Source organism: Streptomyces sp. NPDC001732 (assembly GCF_053596315.1).
In genome coordinates this window covers 18,142-34,299 of the sequence record NZ_JBSFFY010000041.1, presented here as the reverse complement: position 1 = coordinate 34,299, position 16,158 = coordinate 18,142, and the positions used below count along the sequence as shown (strand labels likewise).

At 71.1% G+C, this 16,158-nt stretch carries 14 protein-coding genes; 12 read left to right on the top strand and 2 right to left on the bottom strand.

Translation table 11 applies throughout. The features are described from left to right. Positions 1–18 precede the first annotated feature (18 nt). Positions 19–654: a vitamin K epoxide reductase family protein gene (locus ACWCXX_RS29225; RefSeq protein WP_451132371.1), complete on the top strand. Its 636-nt coding sequence runs from the start codon at positions 19–21 to the stop codon at positions 652–654. A 69-nt stretch (positions 655–723) separates the two neighbouring features. Next, positions 724–2,106: a replication-associated recombination protein A gene (locus ACWCXX_RS29220; protein ID WP_451132369.1), complete on the top strand. Its 1,383-nt coding sequence runs from the start codon at positions 724–726 to the stop codon at positions 2,104–2,106. Positions 2,107–2,127: 21 nt separating this feature from the next. On the opposite strand, the gene ACWCXX_RS29215 is transcribed toward ACWCXX_RS29220, so the two are convergent. Next, entirely contained in the window at positions 2,128–2,829 is a 702-nt protein-coding gene (locus ACWCXX_RS29215; RefSeq protein ID WP_451132367.1) for a DUF2470 domain-containing protein, read from the bottom strand. 188 nt (positions 2,830–3,017) lie between these two features. On the opposite strand from ACWCXX_RS29215, the gene rpsD reads away from it, so the two are divergent. Further along, the gene (rpsD, locus tag ACWCXX_RS29210) at positions 3,018–3,632 is read left to right on the top strand and encodes a 30S ribosomal protein S4 (RefSeq protein WP_072484525.1); all 615 of its coding nucleotides are present in this window, start codon (positions 3,018–3,020) and stop codon (positions 3,630–3,632) included. Positions 3,633–3,647: 15 nt separating this feature from the next. On the opposite strand, the gene ACWCXX_RS29205 is transcribed toward rpsD, so the two are convergent. Further along, positions 3,648–5,837 (bottom strand): ATP-binding protein, encoded by a 2,190-nt coding sequence (locus ACWCXX_RS29205; RefSeq protein WP_451132365.1) that lies wholly within the window; start codon positions 5,835–5,837, stop codon positions 3,648–3,650. A gap of 222 nt (positions 5,838–6,059) precedes the next feature. On the opposite strand from ACWCXX_RS29205, the gene ACWCXX_RS29200 reads away from it, so the two are divergent. The 9 genes from ACWCXX_RS29200 (at position 6,060) to aroQ (ending at position 16,103) form a co-directional block, all read left to right on the top strand. Further along, a complete protein-coding gene (locus ACWCXX_RS29200) occupies positions 6,060–6,497 on the top strand; it encodes a DUF948 domain-containing protein (RefSeq protein WP_451132363.1) in 438 nt (145 codons plus the stop codon). A 7-nt stretch (positions 6,498–6,504) separates the two neighbouring features. Beyond that, on the top strand, positions 6,505–6,867 hold the full coding sequence (locus tag ACWCXX_RS29195) for a DUF6167 family protein (protein ID WP_451132361.1): 363 nt from the start codon (positions 6,505–6,507) through the stop codon (positions 6,865–6,867). Further along, a complete protein-coding gene (alaS, locus tag ACWCXX_RS29190) occupies positions 6,867–9,536 on the top strand; it encodes an alanine--tRNA ligase (RefSeq protein ID WP_451132359.1) in 2,670 nt (889 codons plus the stop codon). Before ACWCXX_RS29195 ends, alaS begins: the two co-directional genes overlap by 1 nt. A 17-nt stretch (positions 9,537–9,553) precedes the next feature. Continuing rightward, the gene (ruvX, locus tag ACWCXX_RS29185) at positions 9,554–10,018 is read left to right on the top strand and encodes a Holliday junction resolvase RuvX (protein ID WP_451132416.1); all 465 of its coding nucleotides are present in this window, start codon (positions 9,554–9,556) and stop codon (positions 10,016–10,018) included. Between the two features lie 96 nt (positions 10,019–10,114). Then, the gene (mltG, locus tag ACWCXX_RS29180) at positions 10,115–11,869 is read left to right on the top strand and encodes an endolytic transglycosylase MltG (RefSeq protein WP_451132357.1); all 1,755 of its coding nucleotides are present in this window, start codon (positions 10,115–10,117) and stop codon (positions 11,867–11,869) included. Next, complete coding sequence (locus ACWCXX_RS29175; protein ID WP_451132355.1) at positions 11,856–12,692, top strand: shikimate dehydrogenase; 837 nt, start codon at positions 11,856–11,858, stop codon at positions 12,690–12,692. The genes mltG and ACWCXX_RS29175 overlap by 14 nt, the downstream gene beginning before the upstream one ends. Before the next feature lie 146 nt (positions 12,693–12,838). Next, on the top strand, positions 12,839–14,023 hold the full coding sequence (aroC, locus tag ACWCXX_RS29170; RefSeq protein WP_451132353.1) for a chorismate synthase: 1,185 nt from the start codon (positions 12,839–12,841) through the stop codon (positions 14,021–14,023). Beyond that, positions 14,020–15,666: a 3-dehydroquinate synthase gene (aroB, locus tag ACWCXX_RS29165; RefSeq protein ID WP_451132351.1), complete on the top strand. Its 1,647-nt coding sequence runs from the start codon at positions 14,020–14,022 to the stop codon at positions 15,664–15,666. The genes aroC and aroB overlap by 4 nt, the downstream gene beginning before the upstream one ends. Continuing rightward, positions 15,663–16,103 carry a type II 3-dehydroquinate dehydratase gene (gene aroQ / locus ACWCXX_RS29160; protein ID WP_451132349.1) on the top strand — a complete coding sequence of 147 codons (441 nt, stop codon included), beginning with the start codon at positions 15,663–15,665 and terminating at the stop codon, positions 16,101–16,103. The genes aroB and aroQ overlap by 4 nt, the downstream gene beginning before the upstream one ends. Positions 16,104–16,158: the final 55 nt, after the last annotated feature.

The following is a 16,158-nucleotide window of genomic DNA, read 5'->3' as shown; positions in this document are numbered from 1 at the left end:
CACTGATGGAACGGCGATATGACGACTGCAGCGGTTGACCATCCCTCCTCCGACCAGGACGAGGACGGCGGGACGAGGACCATCGGCGGCAGTCGGGCGCTCGCACTGCTGCTGGTGATCACGGGCGCTGCCGGACTTCTCGCCGCCTGGGTCATCTCGATCGACAAGCTCAAGCTGCTGGAGGACCCCAACTTCACACCGGGCTGCAGTCTCAACCCGGTGGTCGCCTGCGGCAACATCATGAAGAGCGAGCAGGCGACCGCCTTCGGCTTCCCGAACCCGATGCTCGGCATGGCCACCTACCCCGTGATCATCGGCATCGGGCTGGCGCTGCTCGCGGGGGCCCGCTTCCGCAGCTGGTACTGGCTCGGGATGAACGCCGGCACGCTGTTCGGCGTCGGCTTCTGCACCTGGCTCCAGTACCAGTCGCTCTACAACATCAACTCGCTCTGCCTGTGGTGCTGCCTGGCCTGGGTCGCCACGATCTTCATGTTCTGCTACGTCACCACGCACAACATCAAGCACCGGATCATTCCCGCGCCGAACTGGCTGCGCAACGGACTGACGGAGTTCCACTGGGTCCCGCCGGTCCTGTGGATCGGCATCATCGGCATGCTGATCCTGACCCGCTGGTGGGACTTCTGGACCAGCTGACCGGCCTGTGGTCCCCGCCGGACGACCGGCCCGGCGGGGATGTCGGTGCCGTGGCATAGGCTTCAAAACGTGGAGCCCGACCTCTTTACCGCAGCAGCCGAAGACCGCCAGGAGAACGACCCGTCCAGCAGCCCCCTGGCTGTCCGGATGCGTCCCCGCACCCTCGACGAGGTCGTCGGCCAGCAGCATCTGCTCAAGCCGGGCTCGCCTCTGCGTCGCCTCGTCGGCGAGGGCAACGGCGGCCCGGCGGGTCCCTCCTCGGTGATCCTCTGGGGCCCGCCCGGCATCGGGAAGACGACCCTGGCGTACGTGGTCAGCAAGGCCACCAACAAGCGCTTCGTCGAGCTCTCCGCGATCACCGCGGGCGTCAAGGAGGTCCGCGCCGTCATCGAGGGCGCCCGGCGCGCGACCGGCGGCTACGGCAAGGAGACCGTCCTCTTCCTCGACGAGATCCACCGCTTCTCCAAGGCGCAGCAGGACTCGTTGCTCCCGGCCGTCGAGAACCGCTGGGTGACGCTGATCGCGGCGACCACCGAGAACCCGTACTTCTCGGTCATCTCGCCGCTGCTGTCCCGCTCGCTGCTGCTCACCCTGGAACCGCTCACCGACGACGACCTGCGCGGCCTGCTGCGGCGCGCGCTGGCCGACGAGCGCGGGCTCGGCGGCGCGGTGACGCTTCCGGAGGACGCCGAGGCGCATCTGCTGCGCATCGCGGGCGGCGACGCCCGCCGGGCGCTGACCGCGCTGGAGGCCGCGGCCGGTGCGGCGCTGTCCAAGCAGGAGAACGAGATCGGCCTCCAGACCCTGGAGGAGACCGTCGACCGGGCGGCCGTCAAGTACGACCGCGACGGCGACCAGCACTACGACGTCGCGAGCGCCCTCATCAAGTCGATCCGGGGCTCCGACGTGGACGCCGCGCTGCACTACCTGGCCCGGATGATCGAGGCGGGGGAGGACCCCCGGTTCATCGCCCGCCGGCTGATGATCTCGGCCAGCGAGGACATCGGCCTGGCCGACCCCACGGCGCTGCCCACCGCCGTGGCCGCCGCCCAGGCGGTCGCCATGATCGGCTTCCCGGAGGCGGCGCTCACCCTGAGCCACGCCACGATCGCCCTGGCCCTCGCCCCCAAGTCCAACGCGGCGACGCTGGCGATCTCCGCCGCCCAGGAGGACGTGCGCAAAGGGCTCGCCGGCCCCGTCCCCGCCCATCTGCGCGACGGCCATTACAAGGGTGCCGCCAAGCTGGGGCACGCCCAGGGCTACGTGTATCCGCACGACGTCCCCGGCGGCATCGCCGCCCAGCAGTACGCGCCGGAAGCGGTCCGCGACAAGCACTACTACCGGCCCACGCGCTACGGCGCGGAGGCGCGCTACGCGGACGTGGTGGACAGGGTGCGCGAGCGGCTCGGTCGTACGGCCCCCGGCAAGGAGCCCGGTCCGGCCGAGGGCTGAGGCGGACCGGCCGCGCCCCGTTCAGCGCGCCGCCGCCCCGAAGAGGGTGCGCATGGCGTGGCTCAGCTCGACGACGTCCCGCACCGGCGCGGGGAATTCGAAGCGCGCGTCGTAGTACTGCCCCGCCGCCTCGCACAGCCGCACCCGCAGCCCGTACCGGTCCAGCGCCAGCGGGACGACCGAGGGCAGGTGCGCCGCACAGCGGCGGGCCGTCCGCTCGCCCAGCAGCCCGCACAGGGTTCGCAGCTGCTCGCCATGGGCCGCGTGCAGATGCTGGAGCAGTTCCGCCTCGTGCCCCGAGAGCGGGTCGGGGGCCGCGTCCCGCAGCTCGTCGGGCTCGACCTCCTGTGCGCCCCACAGGTCGTCGACGTACGCCTCGTCCGTCTCCAGCCGGAGCGTCGTGCGGTCGGGGCCCGAGGCGCCGGGCACGGCGGTCAGCCGGCCGGAGATCCACGCGCGGCCGCGGATGCGGTGCGGCACGGAGACCGGGGCGACGTCCGTGATCTCCAGCGCGGCGGACGGCTCGTCGCCCCCGGCGTGCGTCGCGGCCCGTACGACGGGGGAGCCCGCGGGCAGTTCGAGGAAGAGGTCCCCGTCCGGGCCCATGTTCCTGGCCAGGGGCATCAGGTGGTCCGAGGGCACATGGCGCAGCCCGGGAACGAGCAGTACGGCGGAGCAGGTATTCTGTACGAGAGTTCGTGTGCGCTCGGCTGCTGACGGCATCCGAGTGATTTCAAGCCCGCCGGGACGCGGCTGACCACGATCTGATCGGTCCTCCGTCGTATCGGCACCCCGAGGGGTGTCGACGCTGTCAGTGCTGTCCGTGATGTGACTGGTGTTCCCCGGGCGAGACATGCGATCTCCTCAACTAAGGTGAGCCTAACCTAACCTACAACGGAGGTCTGGAGAACGTGCCTAACCAGTCGCGTCCCAAGGTCAAGAAGAGCCGCGCGCTCGGCATCGCACTGACGCCGAAGGCCGTCAAGTACTTCGAGGCCCGCCCCTACCCGCCGGGCGAGCACGGCCGTGGCCGCAAGCAGAACTCGGACTACAAGGTCCGTCTGCTGGAGAAGCAGCGTCTGCGTGCCCAGTACGACATCAGCGAGCGCCAGATGGCGCGCGCCTACGACCGCGCCAAGAAGGCCGAGGGCAAGACGGGCGAGGCGCTCGTCGTCGAGCTGGAGCGCCGTCTCGACGCCCTGGTGCTGCGTTCGGGCATCGCCCGCACCATCTACCAGGCCCGTCAGATGGTCGTGCACGGTCACATCGAGGTCAACGGCGGCAAGGTCGACAAGCCGTCGTTCCGCGTGCGTCCCGACGACATCGTGATGGTCCGCGAGCGCAGCCGCGACAAGCACCCCTTCCAGGTTGCTCGTGAGGGTGGCTACGCCCCCGACGGCGAGACCCCGCGCTACCTGCAGGTGAACCTGAAGGCCCTGGCCTTCCGCCTTGACCGGGACCCGAACCGCAAGGAAATCCCCGTGATCTGCGACGAGCAGCTCGTCGTCGAGTACTACGCCCGCTGATCGGGCGCAGTCGCTTCACGAGCGTTCCGGCCCACCCCTCCCGGATGTACGGGAGGCGGTGGGCCGCCGCCTTTCCCCGGGGCCGGTCCGCGGTGCGGGGCACTGCGGCGGGTCCGCGGGGCCGTTCGCCAGCGCCCTGGCCACCACCGCGTCCAGATCCAGCAGCCCGCCCGCGCGCAGGGCCGCCTCGTAGGGGCCGTCGCCCAGCTCACGGCGGGCCAGCTGCTCGCAACGGAACCGGGGCTGCCCGTAGTACGCCGAGCCGAACAGCGGCAGCCCCACCGACGGCCAGATCCGGTCGGCGGCCCCCTGGAGCACCGCGGCCTCCGCGGTGTCGCCCTCCACCGCCGTCACCAGGGCCAGCAGCTCCAGGGCGAGCACCGAGCCGAGCAGGTCGTGGAAGGCGCGGCCGATCGCCAGACACTTCCCGAGCAGCTCCCGGGCCCGGTCCGACCGGCCCCGCTGCAGGGCCGCGAAGGCCAGCGTGTACAGCGCGTACGACAGGGCCCACTGTTCCCCGTGGTCCTCGCAGATCTCCCTGACCTCCTGGCAGATCTCGGCCGCCGTCTCCAGGTCCCCCTGGAAACCGACCACCGTCGCCAGCTCGATCCGGGCCCTCAGCACATTGCTGTTCAGCTCGCCGAGCTCCCGGTAGCGGCCGAGCGCGTCGTCCAGCAGCCGGTGCGCCCTGGCCATGTCGTCGGTGACGAGCGCCAGGCAGCCCATCTGGTGCACCGCGTACGCGAGCGCCGTGGAGTCACCGGCCCGCTCCGCCTCGTCCCGGCACTCCTGGAGCGCGGAGATCGCACCGACCGGGTCGCCCTGGAGCACGGCCACCTGCCCGAGCACCCACAGCGCCTTCAGCCGTGAGGAGTCGTACGCGGTCTCCTCCTCCAGCACGTGGTCCAGCCAGTGCCGGCCCTCCGCGAGCCGCCCGCAGCCCACCCAGAGGAACCAGAGGGTGCCGGCCAGATACTGCGCCAGATGGGCCTCGCCCGAACTCTCCAGCGAATACTCCATCGCCTGCCGCAGATTCGGCAGCTCGCTCTCGGCGCGGGCGGCCACCTCGGCCTGCCGCGGACCGAACCAGTCCAGTTCGCACCAGGTCGCGAGCCCCAGGAACCAGTCCCGGTGGCGACGGCGCAGCCGGTCCGCGTCGCCGGTCGCCGCCAGCCACTCGGCGCCGTACTCCCGCATCGTGTCCAGCAGCCGGTAGCGGGTGCCGTGCTCGGTGTCCTCGCGCAGCACGACGGACTGCGCCAGCAGCCCGGACAGCACGTCGAGCACCGACTCGGCCGGCAGATCCGCGCCACCGCAGATGTATTCGACGGACTCCAGATCGAACTGCCCGGCGAACACCGAGAGCCGGGCCCAGAGCAGCCGCTGTTCCGGGGCGCACAGCTCATGGCTCCAGCCGATGGCCGTGCGGAGGGTCTGATGGCGCGCCGGCGCGCTGCGGCTGGAGCCGGTCAGCAGCCGGAAGCGGTCGTCCAGGCGCTGGAGCACCTGCTCGGTGGACAGGGCGCGCAGCCGCCCGGCGGCCAGTTCCAGCGCGAGCGGGATTCCGTCCAGGCGGCGGCACAGCTCCCGGGTGATCGCGCGATTGCGGTCGGTCAGCCGGAACTCCGGCCGCACCGCGGCGGCCCGTTCGGCGAAGAGCCGCATCGCGTCCTCGTCCGTCATCGGCGGGAGCGGGAAGACGAGTTCCCCGTCCAGCTCCAGCGGCAGCCGCCCGGCGGCCAGCACTCGCAGGTACGGGGCCCGGCGCAGCAGCTCCCGCACCAGCCCGGCGCAGTCGTCCACCAGGTGCTCGAAGCCGTCGATCACCAGGAGGAGCCGGCGCGGGGCCAGGTGGTCGAGGAGGGCCGCACGGGGCGGCCTGCCGGTGTGATCGGTGAGCCCCAGGGCGTCCGCCAGGGCGTGTTCCAGCAGCTCGGGGTCGTGGACGGCGGAGAGCTCCGCCACCCGGACCCCATCGCAGTACCGTTTCTCCAGAAGCGCGGCGATTCTGGTGACACAGCGGGTCTTGCCCACACCGCCCACCCCGACCACGGTGACGAGCCGCGACTCGTCGAGCAGTCGGACGAGACCGGTGAGTTCGTTCTCCCGCCCCACGAAACTGCTCAGCTCCGCCGGGAGGTTTCCGGGGGCGGGAGAAGTGCTCGGATCGTGGGGGAACGGAAGGGGGCGGTGGGGGCGTCGCATGAAACACGCAGAGTACTGGCACGGAAGCTCTCCGTACAATCTCCTTATGACAACTCCCGCCTTTCGGGCCGGTAATGCGGTGCGGGGCGCGACCACCGGCGCGATAGGCTCAAGGGACGACGACCGGCTGCCGTGACAGCCGTCGCCGGACCGAACAGAGTCAGGCAGACAGTACAAAAACAGCGACAAGCTAGAGAGCGGTGCACTGTGTCCGGTGGAGAGGTGGCCGGGATCCTGGTGGCCGTCTTCTGGGCGATCCTGGTTTCGTTCCTCGCCGTCGTACTGGTGAGGCTGGCCCAGACGCTCAGGGCGACCACCAAGCTCGTGGCGGACGTGACGGAGCAGGCGGTTCCGCTGCTGGCCGACGCCTCCGCCACCGTGCGTTCCGCGCAGACCCAGCTCGACAAGGTCGACGCGATCGCGACGGACGTCCAGGAAGTCACCTCGAACGCCTCCGCGCTCTCCAGCACCGTCGCCTCGACCTTCGGCGGCCCGCTCGTCAAGGTCGCCGCGTTCGGCTACGGGGTCCGGCAGGCCATCGGCCGCAAGTCCGCTCCCGAGCCGGAGGCCGCCCGCCGGACGGTGATCGTCGGCCGCACCGTGCCGTCCGCGCGCGGCAGGAAGCGCGGGGGCAGAAGCCCCCGCGGATCGAAGGGCTGACGCAGCGATGTTCCGCCGTACGTTCTGGTTCACCGCCGGCGCCGCCGCCGGTGTCTGGGCCACCACCAAGGTCAACCGGAAGCTCAAGCAGCTGACCCCCGAGAGCCTCGCGGCGCAGGCCGCGGACAAGGCGATCGAGACCGGGCACAAGCTCAAGGACTTCGCCCTGGACGTCCGCGAGTCCATGGCCCGGCGCGAGGCCGAACTGGGCGAGGCACTGGGCCTGGAAGCACCGGTCGACCAGGACCTCCCGGTCCGGCGGCACTTCGCCGTCGAGGCCTCCGAGCCCGTCGGACCCGACAGGTCCCTCGGGGCCACCGAATACCGCAAGCTCCCCTACACGTCGTACAACCGGAATGAGGACCACTGATGGAGTCGGCTGAAATTCGTCGCCGCTGGCTGAGCTTCTTCGAGGAGCGCGGTCACACCGTCGTCCCTTCGGCGTCGCTCATCGCGGACGACCCGACTCTGCTGCTGGTGCCCGCGGGCATGGTCCCCTTCAAGCCGTACTTCCTCGGCGAGGTCAAGCCGCCCGCCCCGCGCGTCACCAGCGTGCAGAAGTGCGTCCGCACGCCGGACATCGAGGAGGTCGGCAAGACCACCCGGCACGGCACGTTCTTCCAGATGTGCGGCAACTTCTCCTTCGGCGACTACTTCAAGGAAGGCGCCATCGCGTACGCCTGGGAGGCCCTGACGACCTCCGTGGCGGACGGCGGCTTCGGCCTCGACCCCGAGCGGCTGTGGATCACGGTCTACCTCGACGACGACGAGGCCGAGCAGATCTGGCGCGACAAGATCGGAGTCCCGGCCGAGCGCATCCAGCGCCTGGGCAAGAAGGACAACTTCTGGTCCATGGGCGTCCCCGGCCCCTGCGGCCCCTGCTCCGAGATCAACTACGACCGTGGCCCCGAGTTCGGCGTCGAGGGCGGCCCGGCCGTCAACGACGAGCGGTACGTGGAGATCTGGAACCTCGTCTTCATGCAGTACGAGCGCGGCGCCGGGGACGGCAAGGAGGACTTCCCGATCCTCGGCGACCTGCCGTCGAAGAACATCGACACGGGTCTGGGCCTGGAACGCCTCGCCATGATCCTGCAGGACGTACAGAACATGTACGAGACCGACACCCTGCGCGTCGTCATGGACAAGGCCACCGAGCTCACCGGCGTCCGCTACGGCGAGGACCGGGGCAAGGACGTCTCCCTGCGCGTGGTCGCCGACCACATCCGCACCTCCGTGATGCTCATCGGTGACGGCGTCACCCCGGGCAACGAGGGCCGCGGCTACGTGCTGCGCCGCATCATGCGCCGCGCCATCCGCAACATGCGGCTGCTGGGCGCCACCGGGCCGGTTGTCAAGGACCTGGTCGACGTCGTGGTCGACACGATGGGGCAGCAGTACCCGGAGCTCATCACCGACCGCAAGCGCATCGAGACCGTCGCCCTCGCCGAGGAGGCCGCCTTCCTCAAGGCCCTCAAGGGCGGCACCAACATCCTCGACACCGCCGTCACCGAGACCAAGGCCGCCGGCGGCAAGGTCCTCGCCGGCGACAAGGCGTTCCTGCTCCACGACACCTGGGGCTTCCCGATCGACCTCACCCTGGAGATGGCCGCCGAACAGGGCCTCTCGGTGGACGAGGAGGGCTTCCGCCGCCTGATGAAGGAGCAGCGGGAGCGCGCCAAGGCCGACGCCAAGGCCAAGAAGACCGGTCACGCCGACCTGTCCGCCTACCGCGAGGTCGCCGACAACTCCGGCGCCACCGAGTTCACCGGCTACACCGCCACCGAGGGCGAGTCGACGGTCGTCGGCCTGCTCGTCGACGGCGTGCCCTCGCCCGCCGCCTCCGAGGGCGACGAGGTCGAAGTCGTCCTGGACCGCACCCCGTTCTACGCCGAGGGCGGTGGCCAGCTCGCCGACCGGGGCCGGATCCGGCTCGACAGCGGCGCCGTCATCCAGGTCCGCGACGTCCAGCAGCCCGTCCCCGGCGTCTCCGTCCACAAGGGCTCGGTGCAGGTCGGCGAGGTGACTGTCGGCGCGTCCGCCTACGCCGCCATCGACACCGCCCGCCGCCGCGCCATCGCCCGCGCCCACAGCGCCACGCACCTCACGCACCAGGCGCTGCGCGACGCGCTGGGCCCGACGGCCGCCCAGGCCGGTTCGGAGAACTCCCCGGGCCGCTTCCGCTTCGACTTCGGCTCGCCCGCCGCCGTACCCGGCACGGTCCTCACCGACGTCGAGCAGAAGATCAACGAGGTCCTCGCCCGCGAACTCGACGTCCAGGCCGAGGTCATGCCGATCGCCGAGGCCAAGAAGCAGGGTGCCATCGCCGAGTTCGGCGAGAAGTACGGCGAGCAGGTCCGCGTCGTCACCATCGGCGACTTCTCCAAGGAGCTCTGCGGCGGCACGCACGTCCACAACACCGCCCAGCTGGGGCTGGTGAAGCTGCTCGGCGAGTCGTCCATCGGTTCCGGCGTGCGTCGCATCGAGGCCCTCGTCGGCGTCGACGCGTACAACTTCCTCGCCCGGGAGCACACGGTCGTCGCCCAGCTCCAGGAGCTGGTCAAGGGCCGTCCCGAGGAGCTGCCGGAGAAGATCGCCGGCATGCTCGGCAAGCTGAAGGACGCCGAGAAGGAGATCGAGAAGTTCCGCGCGGAGAAGGTCCTCCAGGCCGCCGCCGGGCTCGCCGACTCCGCCCAGGACGTACGGGGCGTCGCCCTGGTCACCGGCCGGGTCGCCGACGGCACCTCGGCCGACGACCTGCGCAGGCTCGTCCTCGACGTGCGGGGCCGCATCCAGGGCGGCCGGCCGGCCGTCGTGGCCCTGTTCACCACTGCCAACGGCCGCCCGCTGACCGTGATCGCCACCAACGAGGTCGCCCGTGAGCGCGGACTCAAGGCCGGTGACCTGGTCCGTACGGCCGCCAAGACCCTCGGCGGCGGTGGCGGCGGCAAGCCGGACGTCGCTCAGGGCGGCGGCCAGAACCCCGAGGCCATCGGCGCGGCCGTGGCCGCCGTCGAGCGTCTCGTCACCGAGACGGCGTGACGACGGGAGTGACGGAGATGCGTCGCGGTCGCCGTCTCGCGATCGACGTCGGGGACGCCCGGATCGGGGTCGCCTCGTGCGACCCCGACGGGATCCTCGCCACACCGGTGGAGACCGTCCCGGGGCGTGACGTCCCGGCGGCCCACCGGCGGCTCGGGCAGATCGTCGAGGAGTACGAGCCGATCGAGATCGTCATCGGCCTGCCCCGGTCCCTCGGCGGCGGCGAGGGACCGGCCGCCGCCAAGGTCCGTCTCTTCGCCCAGGAGGTTGCCCGCTCGGTCGCACCCGTTCCGGTGCGCCTGGTGGACGAGAGGATGACCACAGTGACGGCCAGTCAGGGGCTGCGCGCTTCGGGCGTGAAGTCCAGGAAAGGGCGATCCGTCATCGACCAGGCTGCCGCTGTGGTGATCCTTCAGAACGCTCTGGAGTCCGAACGGGCGTCGGGCCGGCCACCGGGTGAAGGCGTCGAAGTGGTTGTCTGATCGCGATACGGTAACGTTCCGCGCGATGCGGCGGCGCCTTCGACAGGGGCCGCACAGCAAAGAGACGGAACGTCGTCTCGCGGCTCTAGGGGATCGATGACTGAGTATGGCCGGGGCTCCGGCTCCGAACCGTGGCATCCCGAGGACCCCTTGTACGGGGACCAGGGATGGGGAGGGCAGCAGTCCGCCCACGGCCAGGGCCAGTACGGCGGAGGGCAGCAGTCCCACCCCCAGGACCCGTACGCGCATCAGCAGCAGGTCCCGTACGCGCAGCAGCCGCAGCAGCAGGACCCGTACGCGCAGCAGCAGGACCCCTACGCGCAGCAGCAGCACTACCCGCAGCAGCCCGAGTACGGGGCCCAGCAGGACCCCTACGCGCAGCAGCTCCAGCAGCAGCCCCAGTACGACAACACCGGCTGGGACACCGGGCAGCAGGCCGGGGCGATGCCCTACGACGCGCAGCAGGTCGCCCCGTACGGCGGCGGGCAGGGCGGCTACGGCGAAACCTCCGACTACTACGGCACGCCGGAGGCGTACCCGCCGCCGCAGCCCCCGGGCCGTCGCGAGGCCGCTCCCCAGCAGGCCCCGCCGCAGAACTCCGACTGGGACCCTGAGGTCCAGCCGGAGGAGACCCACCCCTTCTTCACGGGTTCCGACGACCCCGACGGCAAGAACAAGGACGTCGAGGACGACGAGGAGCACGAGGACGACTCGCGTGCCTCCCGCCGCGGCGGCCGGGGCGGGAGCGAACGCCGGGGCGGCAAGGGCAAGAAGAAGAGCCGCAACGGCGTCGCCTGCCTGGTGGTCTCGCTGGTCCTGGTCGGCGGCCTCGGCGGGGCGACCTACTTCGGGTACTCGTACTGGCAGGAGAAGTTCGGCGCGGCGCCCGACTACACCGGCAAGGGCACCGGCGAGGTCGAGGTCGAGATCGAGAAGGGCGCCTTCGGCTACGACATCGGCAACATCCTGAAGGAGAAGGGTGTCGTCAAGAGCGTCGACGCGTTCGTCTCCGCGCAGAACGAGAACCCCAAGGGGAAGTCGATCCAGGCGGGCGTCTATCTGCTCCGCGAGAAGATGTCCGCGGCCGAGGCCGTGAAGATGATGGTCGACCCGAACAGCCAGAACCTCCTGGTGATTCCCGAGGGCACCCGCAACGCCGCCATCTACGAGATGGTCGACAAGAAGCTGAGCCTCAAGAAGGGAACGACCAAGGGGATCGCCAAGTCCGAGGCGTCCGATCTCGGCCTGCCCGACTGGGTGAGCGAGGGCAAGGACGTCAAGGACCCCCTGGAAGGGTTCCTCTTCCCGGCCGCCTATCCGGTCACCAAGGAGAGCAAGCCGGAGACCATTCTGAAGAAGATGGTCTCCCGCGCCAACGAGGAGTACGGCAAGCTCGACCTCGAGGCGACGGCCGAGAAGTACAAGCTGGACGGACCGTGGCAGGTGCTCACCGTCGCCAGCCTGGTCCAGGCGGAGGGGCTCACGCACGACGACTTCCGCAAGATGGCCGAGGTCGTGTACAACCGCCTGAAGCCGGACAACACGATCACGAACCGGAAGCTTGAATTCGACTCCGCGTTCAACTACCTCAAGAACCAGAGCAAGATCAAGATCAGTTCGAACGAGATCCGGACCAACCCGGACCCGTACAACACCTACTACCACGCGGGCCTTCCGCCGGGTCCGATCAGCAACCCGGGCGACGAGGCCCTGCGGGCGACGCTCAACCCGACCCGTGACGGGTGGATGTTCTTCATCTCGCTCGACGGCAAGAAGACCGACTTCACCAAGACGGCCGCCGAGCACGAGAAGCTCAACGACAAGTTCAAGGAAAAGCATGGTCTCGGCTGACCGGCGCCACCGTGCCGCCGTCCTCGGTTCGCCCATCGCGCACTCGCTCTCCCCGGTCCTGCATCGGGCCGCGTACGCCGAGCTCGGCCTCACCGACTGGTCGTACGAGCGGTTCGAGATCGACGAGGCCGCGCTCCCCGGGTTCGTCGAGGGACTCGACGCCACCTGGGCCGGGCTCTCGCTGACCATGCCGCTGAAGCGGGCGGTCATCCCGCTGCTGGACTCCGTCAGCGAGACCGCCGCCTCGGTGGAGGCGGTCAACACCGTCGTCCTCACCGAGGACGGCCGCCGGACCGGCGACAACACCGACATCCCGGGCATGGTCGCCGCGCTGCGCGAACGCGGGGTGGAGAAGACCGAGTCCGCCGCCGTCCTCGGTGCGGGAGCGACCGCCTCGTCGGCGCTCGCCGCACTGGCCGGGATCTGCGCGGGACCGGTCACGGCGTACGTCCGCAGCCAGGAACGGGGCCGGGAGATGCGCGGCTGGGGCGAACGCCTCGGCGTCGACGTCCGGATCGCCGACTGGGCGGACGCCGAACAGGCACTGCGGGCCCCCCTGGTCGTCGCCACCACCCCGGCCGGTGCCACCGACGCCCTGACCGCCGCCGTGCCGGACCGGCCGGGCACGCTCTTCGACGTCCTGTACGAGCCCTGGCCCACCGGGCTTGCCGCGGCCTGGGCGGCCCGATCCGGCGCAGTCGTCGGAGGTCTCGACCTCCTGGTGCACCAGGCGGTCCTCCAGGTCGAGCAGATGACGGGCCGCGTGCCCGCCCCGCTCGCGGCCATGCGACGGGCCGGGGAAGCGGCGCTCGCCGCCCGCTGAGGCCCCGCGCCCGCCGGTGCGATCCGTCCGTCTGCTGGACCGGCGACCGATTCGGGCCCCCGGCCGTGGGAGGATCGAGGCGGCGGGCCAGGGCCGCGCACCCGGTCGCGCCGTCGCAGTTCCAGGCGCGAGCATGAGGAGCACCGTTGAGCAGGTTGCGCTGGCTGACCGCGGGGGAGTCGCACGGCCCCGCACTCGTGGCGACGCTGGAGGGTCTTCCCGCCGGTGTCCCGATCACCACGGAGATGGTGGCGGACGCACTCGCCCGGCGGCGGCTCGGTTACGGCCGCGGTGCGCGAATGAAGTTCGAGAAGGACCAGGTCACCTTCCTCGGCGGGGTGCGCCACGGTCTCACCATGGGCTCCCCGGTCGCCGTGATGGTGGGCAACACCGAATGGCCCAAGTGGGAACAGGTGATGGCGGCCGACCCGGTCGACCCCGCCGAGCTGGCCGAGCTGGCCCGCAACGCCCCGCTGACGCGCCCGCGGCCCGGCCACGCCGACCTCGCGGGCATGCAGAAGTACGGCTTCGACGAGGCCCGGCCGATCCTGGAGCGCGCCAGCGCCCGGGAGACGGCGGCCCGCGTCGCGCTCGGCGCCGTCGCGCAGTCGTACCTCAAGGAGACCGCGGGCATCGAGATCGTCAGCCATGTCGTCGAGCTGGCCGCGGCGAAGGCGCCGTACGGGGTCTACCCGACGCCCGCCGACGTCGAGCGGCTCGACGCCGACCCGGTGCGCTGTCTGGACGCCGACGCGAGCAAGGAGATGGTCGCCGAGATCGACCAGGCCCACAAGGACGGCGACACCCTCGGCGGCGTCGTCGAGGTGCTGGCGTACGGCGTGCCCGTCGGCCTCGGCTCGCACGTCCACTGGGACCGCCGGCTGGACGCCCGGCTCGCGGGGGCCCTGATGGGCATCCAGGCCATCAAGGGCGTCGAGGTCGGCGACGGCTTCGACCTGGCCCGGGTCCCCGGCTCCAAGGCGCACGACGAGATCCTGGTCACCGAGGACGGCATCAAGCGCGCCTCCGGCCGCTCCGGCGGCACCGAGGGCGGCCTCACCACCGGCGAACTGCTGCGGGTCCGTGCCGCGATGAAGCCCATCGCGACCGTGCCGCGCGCGCTCGCCACCGTCGACGTCGTCACCGGCGAGCCCGCCAAGGCGCACCACCAGCGCTCCGATGTCTGTGCCGTTCCGGCCGCGGGGATCGTCGCCGAGGCGATGGTCGCGCTGGTCCTGGCCGATGCCGTCGCGGAGAAGTTCGGCGGCGACAGCGTGGCCGAGACCCGGCGCAACGTGCAGTCGTACCTCGACCACCTCCAGATCCGATGAGCGGCCCGCTGATCGTCCTCGTCGGCCCGATGGGCGTCGGCAAGTCCACGGTCGGGGAACTGCTCGCCGACCGCCTCGGCACCGGCTACCGGGACACCGACGCGGACGTCGTGGCCACGGCCGGCAAGCCGATCCCGGAGATCTTCTACGACGAGGGCGAGGAGCACTTCCGCGAGCTGGAGCGCCGGGCGGTGCGCACCGCCCTCGTCGAGCACACCGGCGTCCTCTCGCTCGGGGGCGGCGCCGTGCTCGACGCGACGACCCGCGCCCTGCTCGCCGACCACCCCGTCGTCTACCTCTCGATGGAGGTGGAGGAGGCCGTCAAGCGGGTCGGCCTGAGCACCGCCCGTCCGCTGCTCGCCGTCAACCCGCGCCGGCAGTGGCGCGAACTGATGGACGCCCGCCGCCATCTGTACACCGAGGTGGCACGGGCGACCGTCGCCACCGACAAGCGCACCCCCGAAGAGGTCGCCCAGGCGGTCCTCGACGCACTGGAACTGCCGGAGCGCACGGACGACCCCGTCGCCCCCGGCCGGGAGAGCACAGCCATGACCGAGCAGGGCCCCACCCGCATCCCGATCGCCGGCAGCGCGGGCACCGACCCGTACGACGTACTGATCGGCAGGCAGCTCCTCGGCGAGCTGCCCGCACTCGTCGGCGACCGCGCCAAGCGGGTCGCGGTGCTGCACCCCGAGGCGCTCGCCGAGACCGGCGAGGCGGTCCGCCAGGACCTGGCCGAGCAGGGCTACGAGGCCATCGCGATCCAGCTGCCCAACGCCGAGGAGGCCAAGACCGCCGAGGTCGCGGCGTACTGCTGGAAGGCGCTGGGACAGACCGGCTTCACCCGCACCGACGTGATCGTCGGCGTCGGCGGCGGCGCCACCACCGACCTGGCCGGATTCGTCGCGGCGACCTGGCTGCGCGGAGTGCGGTGGATCGCCGTCCCCACGACCGTGCTCGCCATGGTCGACGCCGCCGTCGGCGGCAAGACCGGCATCAACACCGCCGAGGGCAAGAACCTCGTCGGCGCCTTCCACCCGCCCGCCGGGGTCCTCTGCGACCTCGCGGCGCTGGACTCGCTGCCCGTGAACGACTACGTCAGCGGCATGGCCGAGATCATCAAGGCCGGTTTCATCTCCGACCCGGTGATCCTCGACCTCGTCGAGGCGGACCCGGAAGGCGCCCGTACGCCCGCCGGGCCGCACACCGCCGAGCTGATCGAACGCGCCATCAAGGTCAAGGCCGAGGTCGTCTCCAGCGACCTCAAGGAATCCGGGCTGCGCGAGATCCTCAACTACGGCCACACCCTGGCCCACGCCATCGAGAAGAACGAGCGCTACAAGTGGCGCCACGGCGCCGCCGTCTCGGTCGGCATGGTCTTCGCCGCCGAACTGGGCCGGCTCGCCGGACGCCTCGACGACGCCACCGCCGACCGGCACCGCTCCGTGCTGGAGTCCGTGGGACTGCCGCTGACCTACCGCGGCGACCAGTGGCCCAGGCTGCTGGAGAACATGAAGGTCGACAAGAAGTCCCGCGGCGACCTGCTGCGCTTCATCGTCCTCGACGGCCTCGGCAAGCCCACCGTGCTGGAGGGCCCCGACCCGGCCGTGCTGCTCGCCGCCTACGGGGAGGTGTCGGCGTGACCCGCCGGGTCCTCGTCCTCAACGGGCCGAACCTCGGCCGCCTCGGCTCCCGCGAGCCCGACGTGTACGGTGCCACGTCCTACGCCGGACTCGTCGACACCTGCCGGGAGCTCGGCAAGGAGCTCGGCTTCGACGTCGACGTCCGCGAGACCAACGACGAGGGCGAGCTGATCCGCTGGCTCCACGAGGCCGCGGACGGTTCAATTCCAGTCATTGTCAACCCGGGGGCGTTCACCCACTATTCGTACGGAATGCGGGACGCGGCGGCCCAGCGCACCGCCCCGCTGATCGAGGTGCACATCTCGAATCCGTACGCACGGGAGGAATTCCGCCATCATTCCGTGATCGCGCCGGTGGCGACGGGGACCGTGGCCGGGTTCGGCATCGGCTCCTACCGCCTGGCCCTGCGCGCCCTCGCGGACGAACTGACCGACTGACGGGCCGGACGGTATACCGGCCGATCGGGCACTGCGGACCGACCCCGGCCGTTGT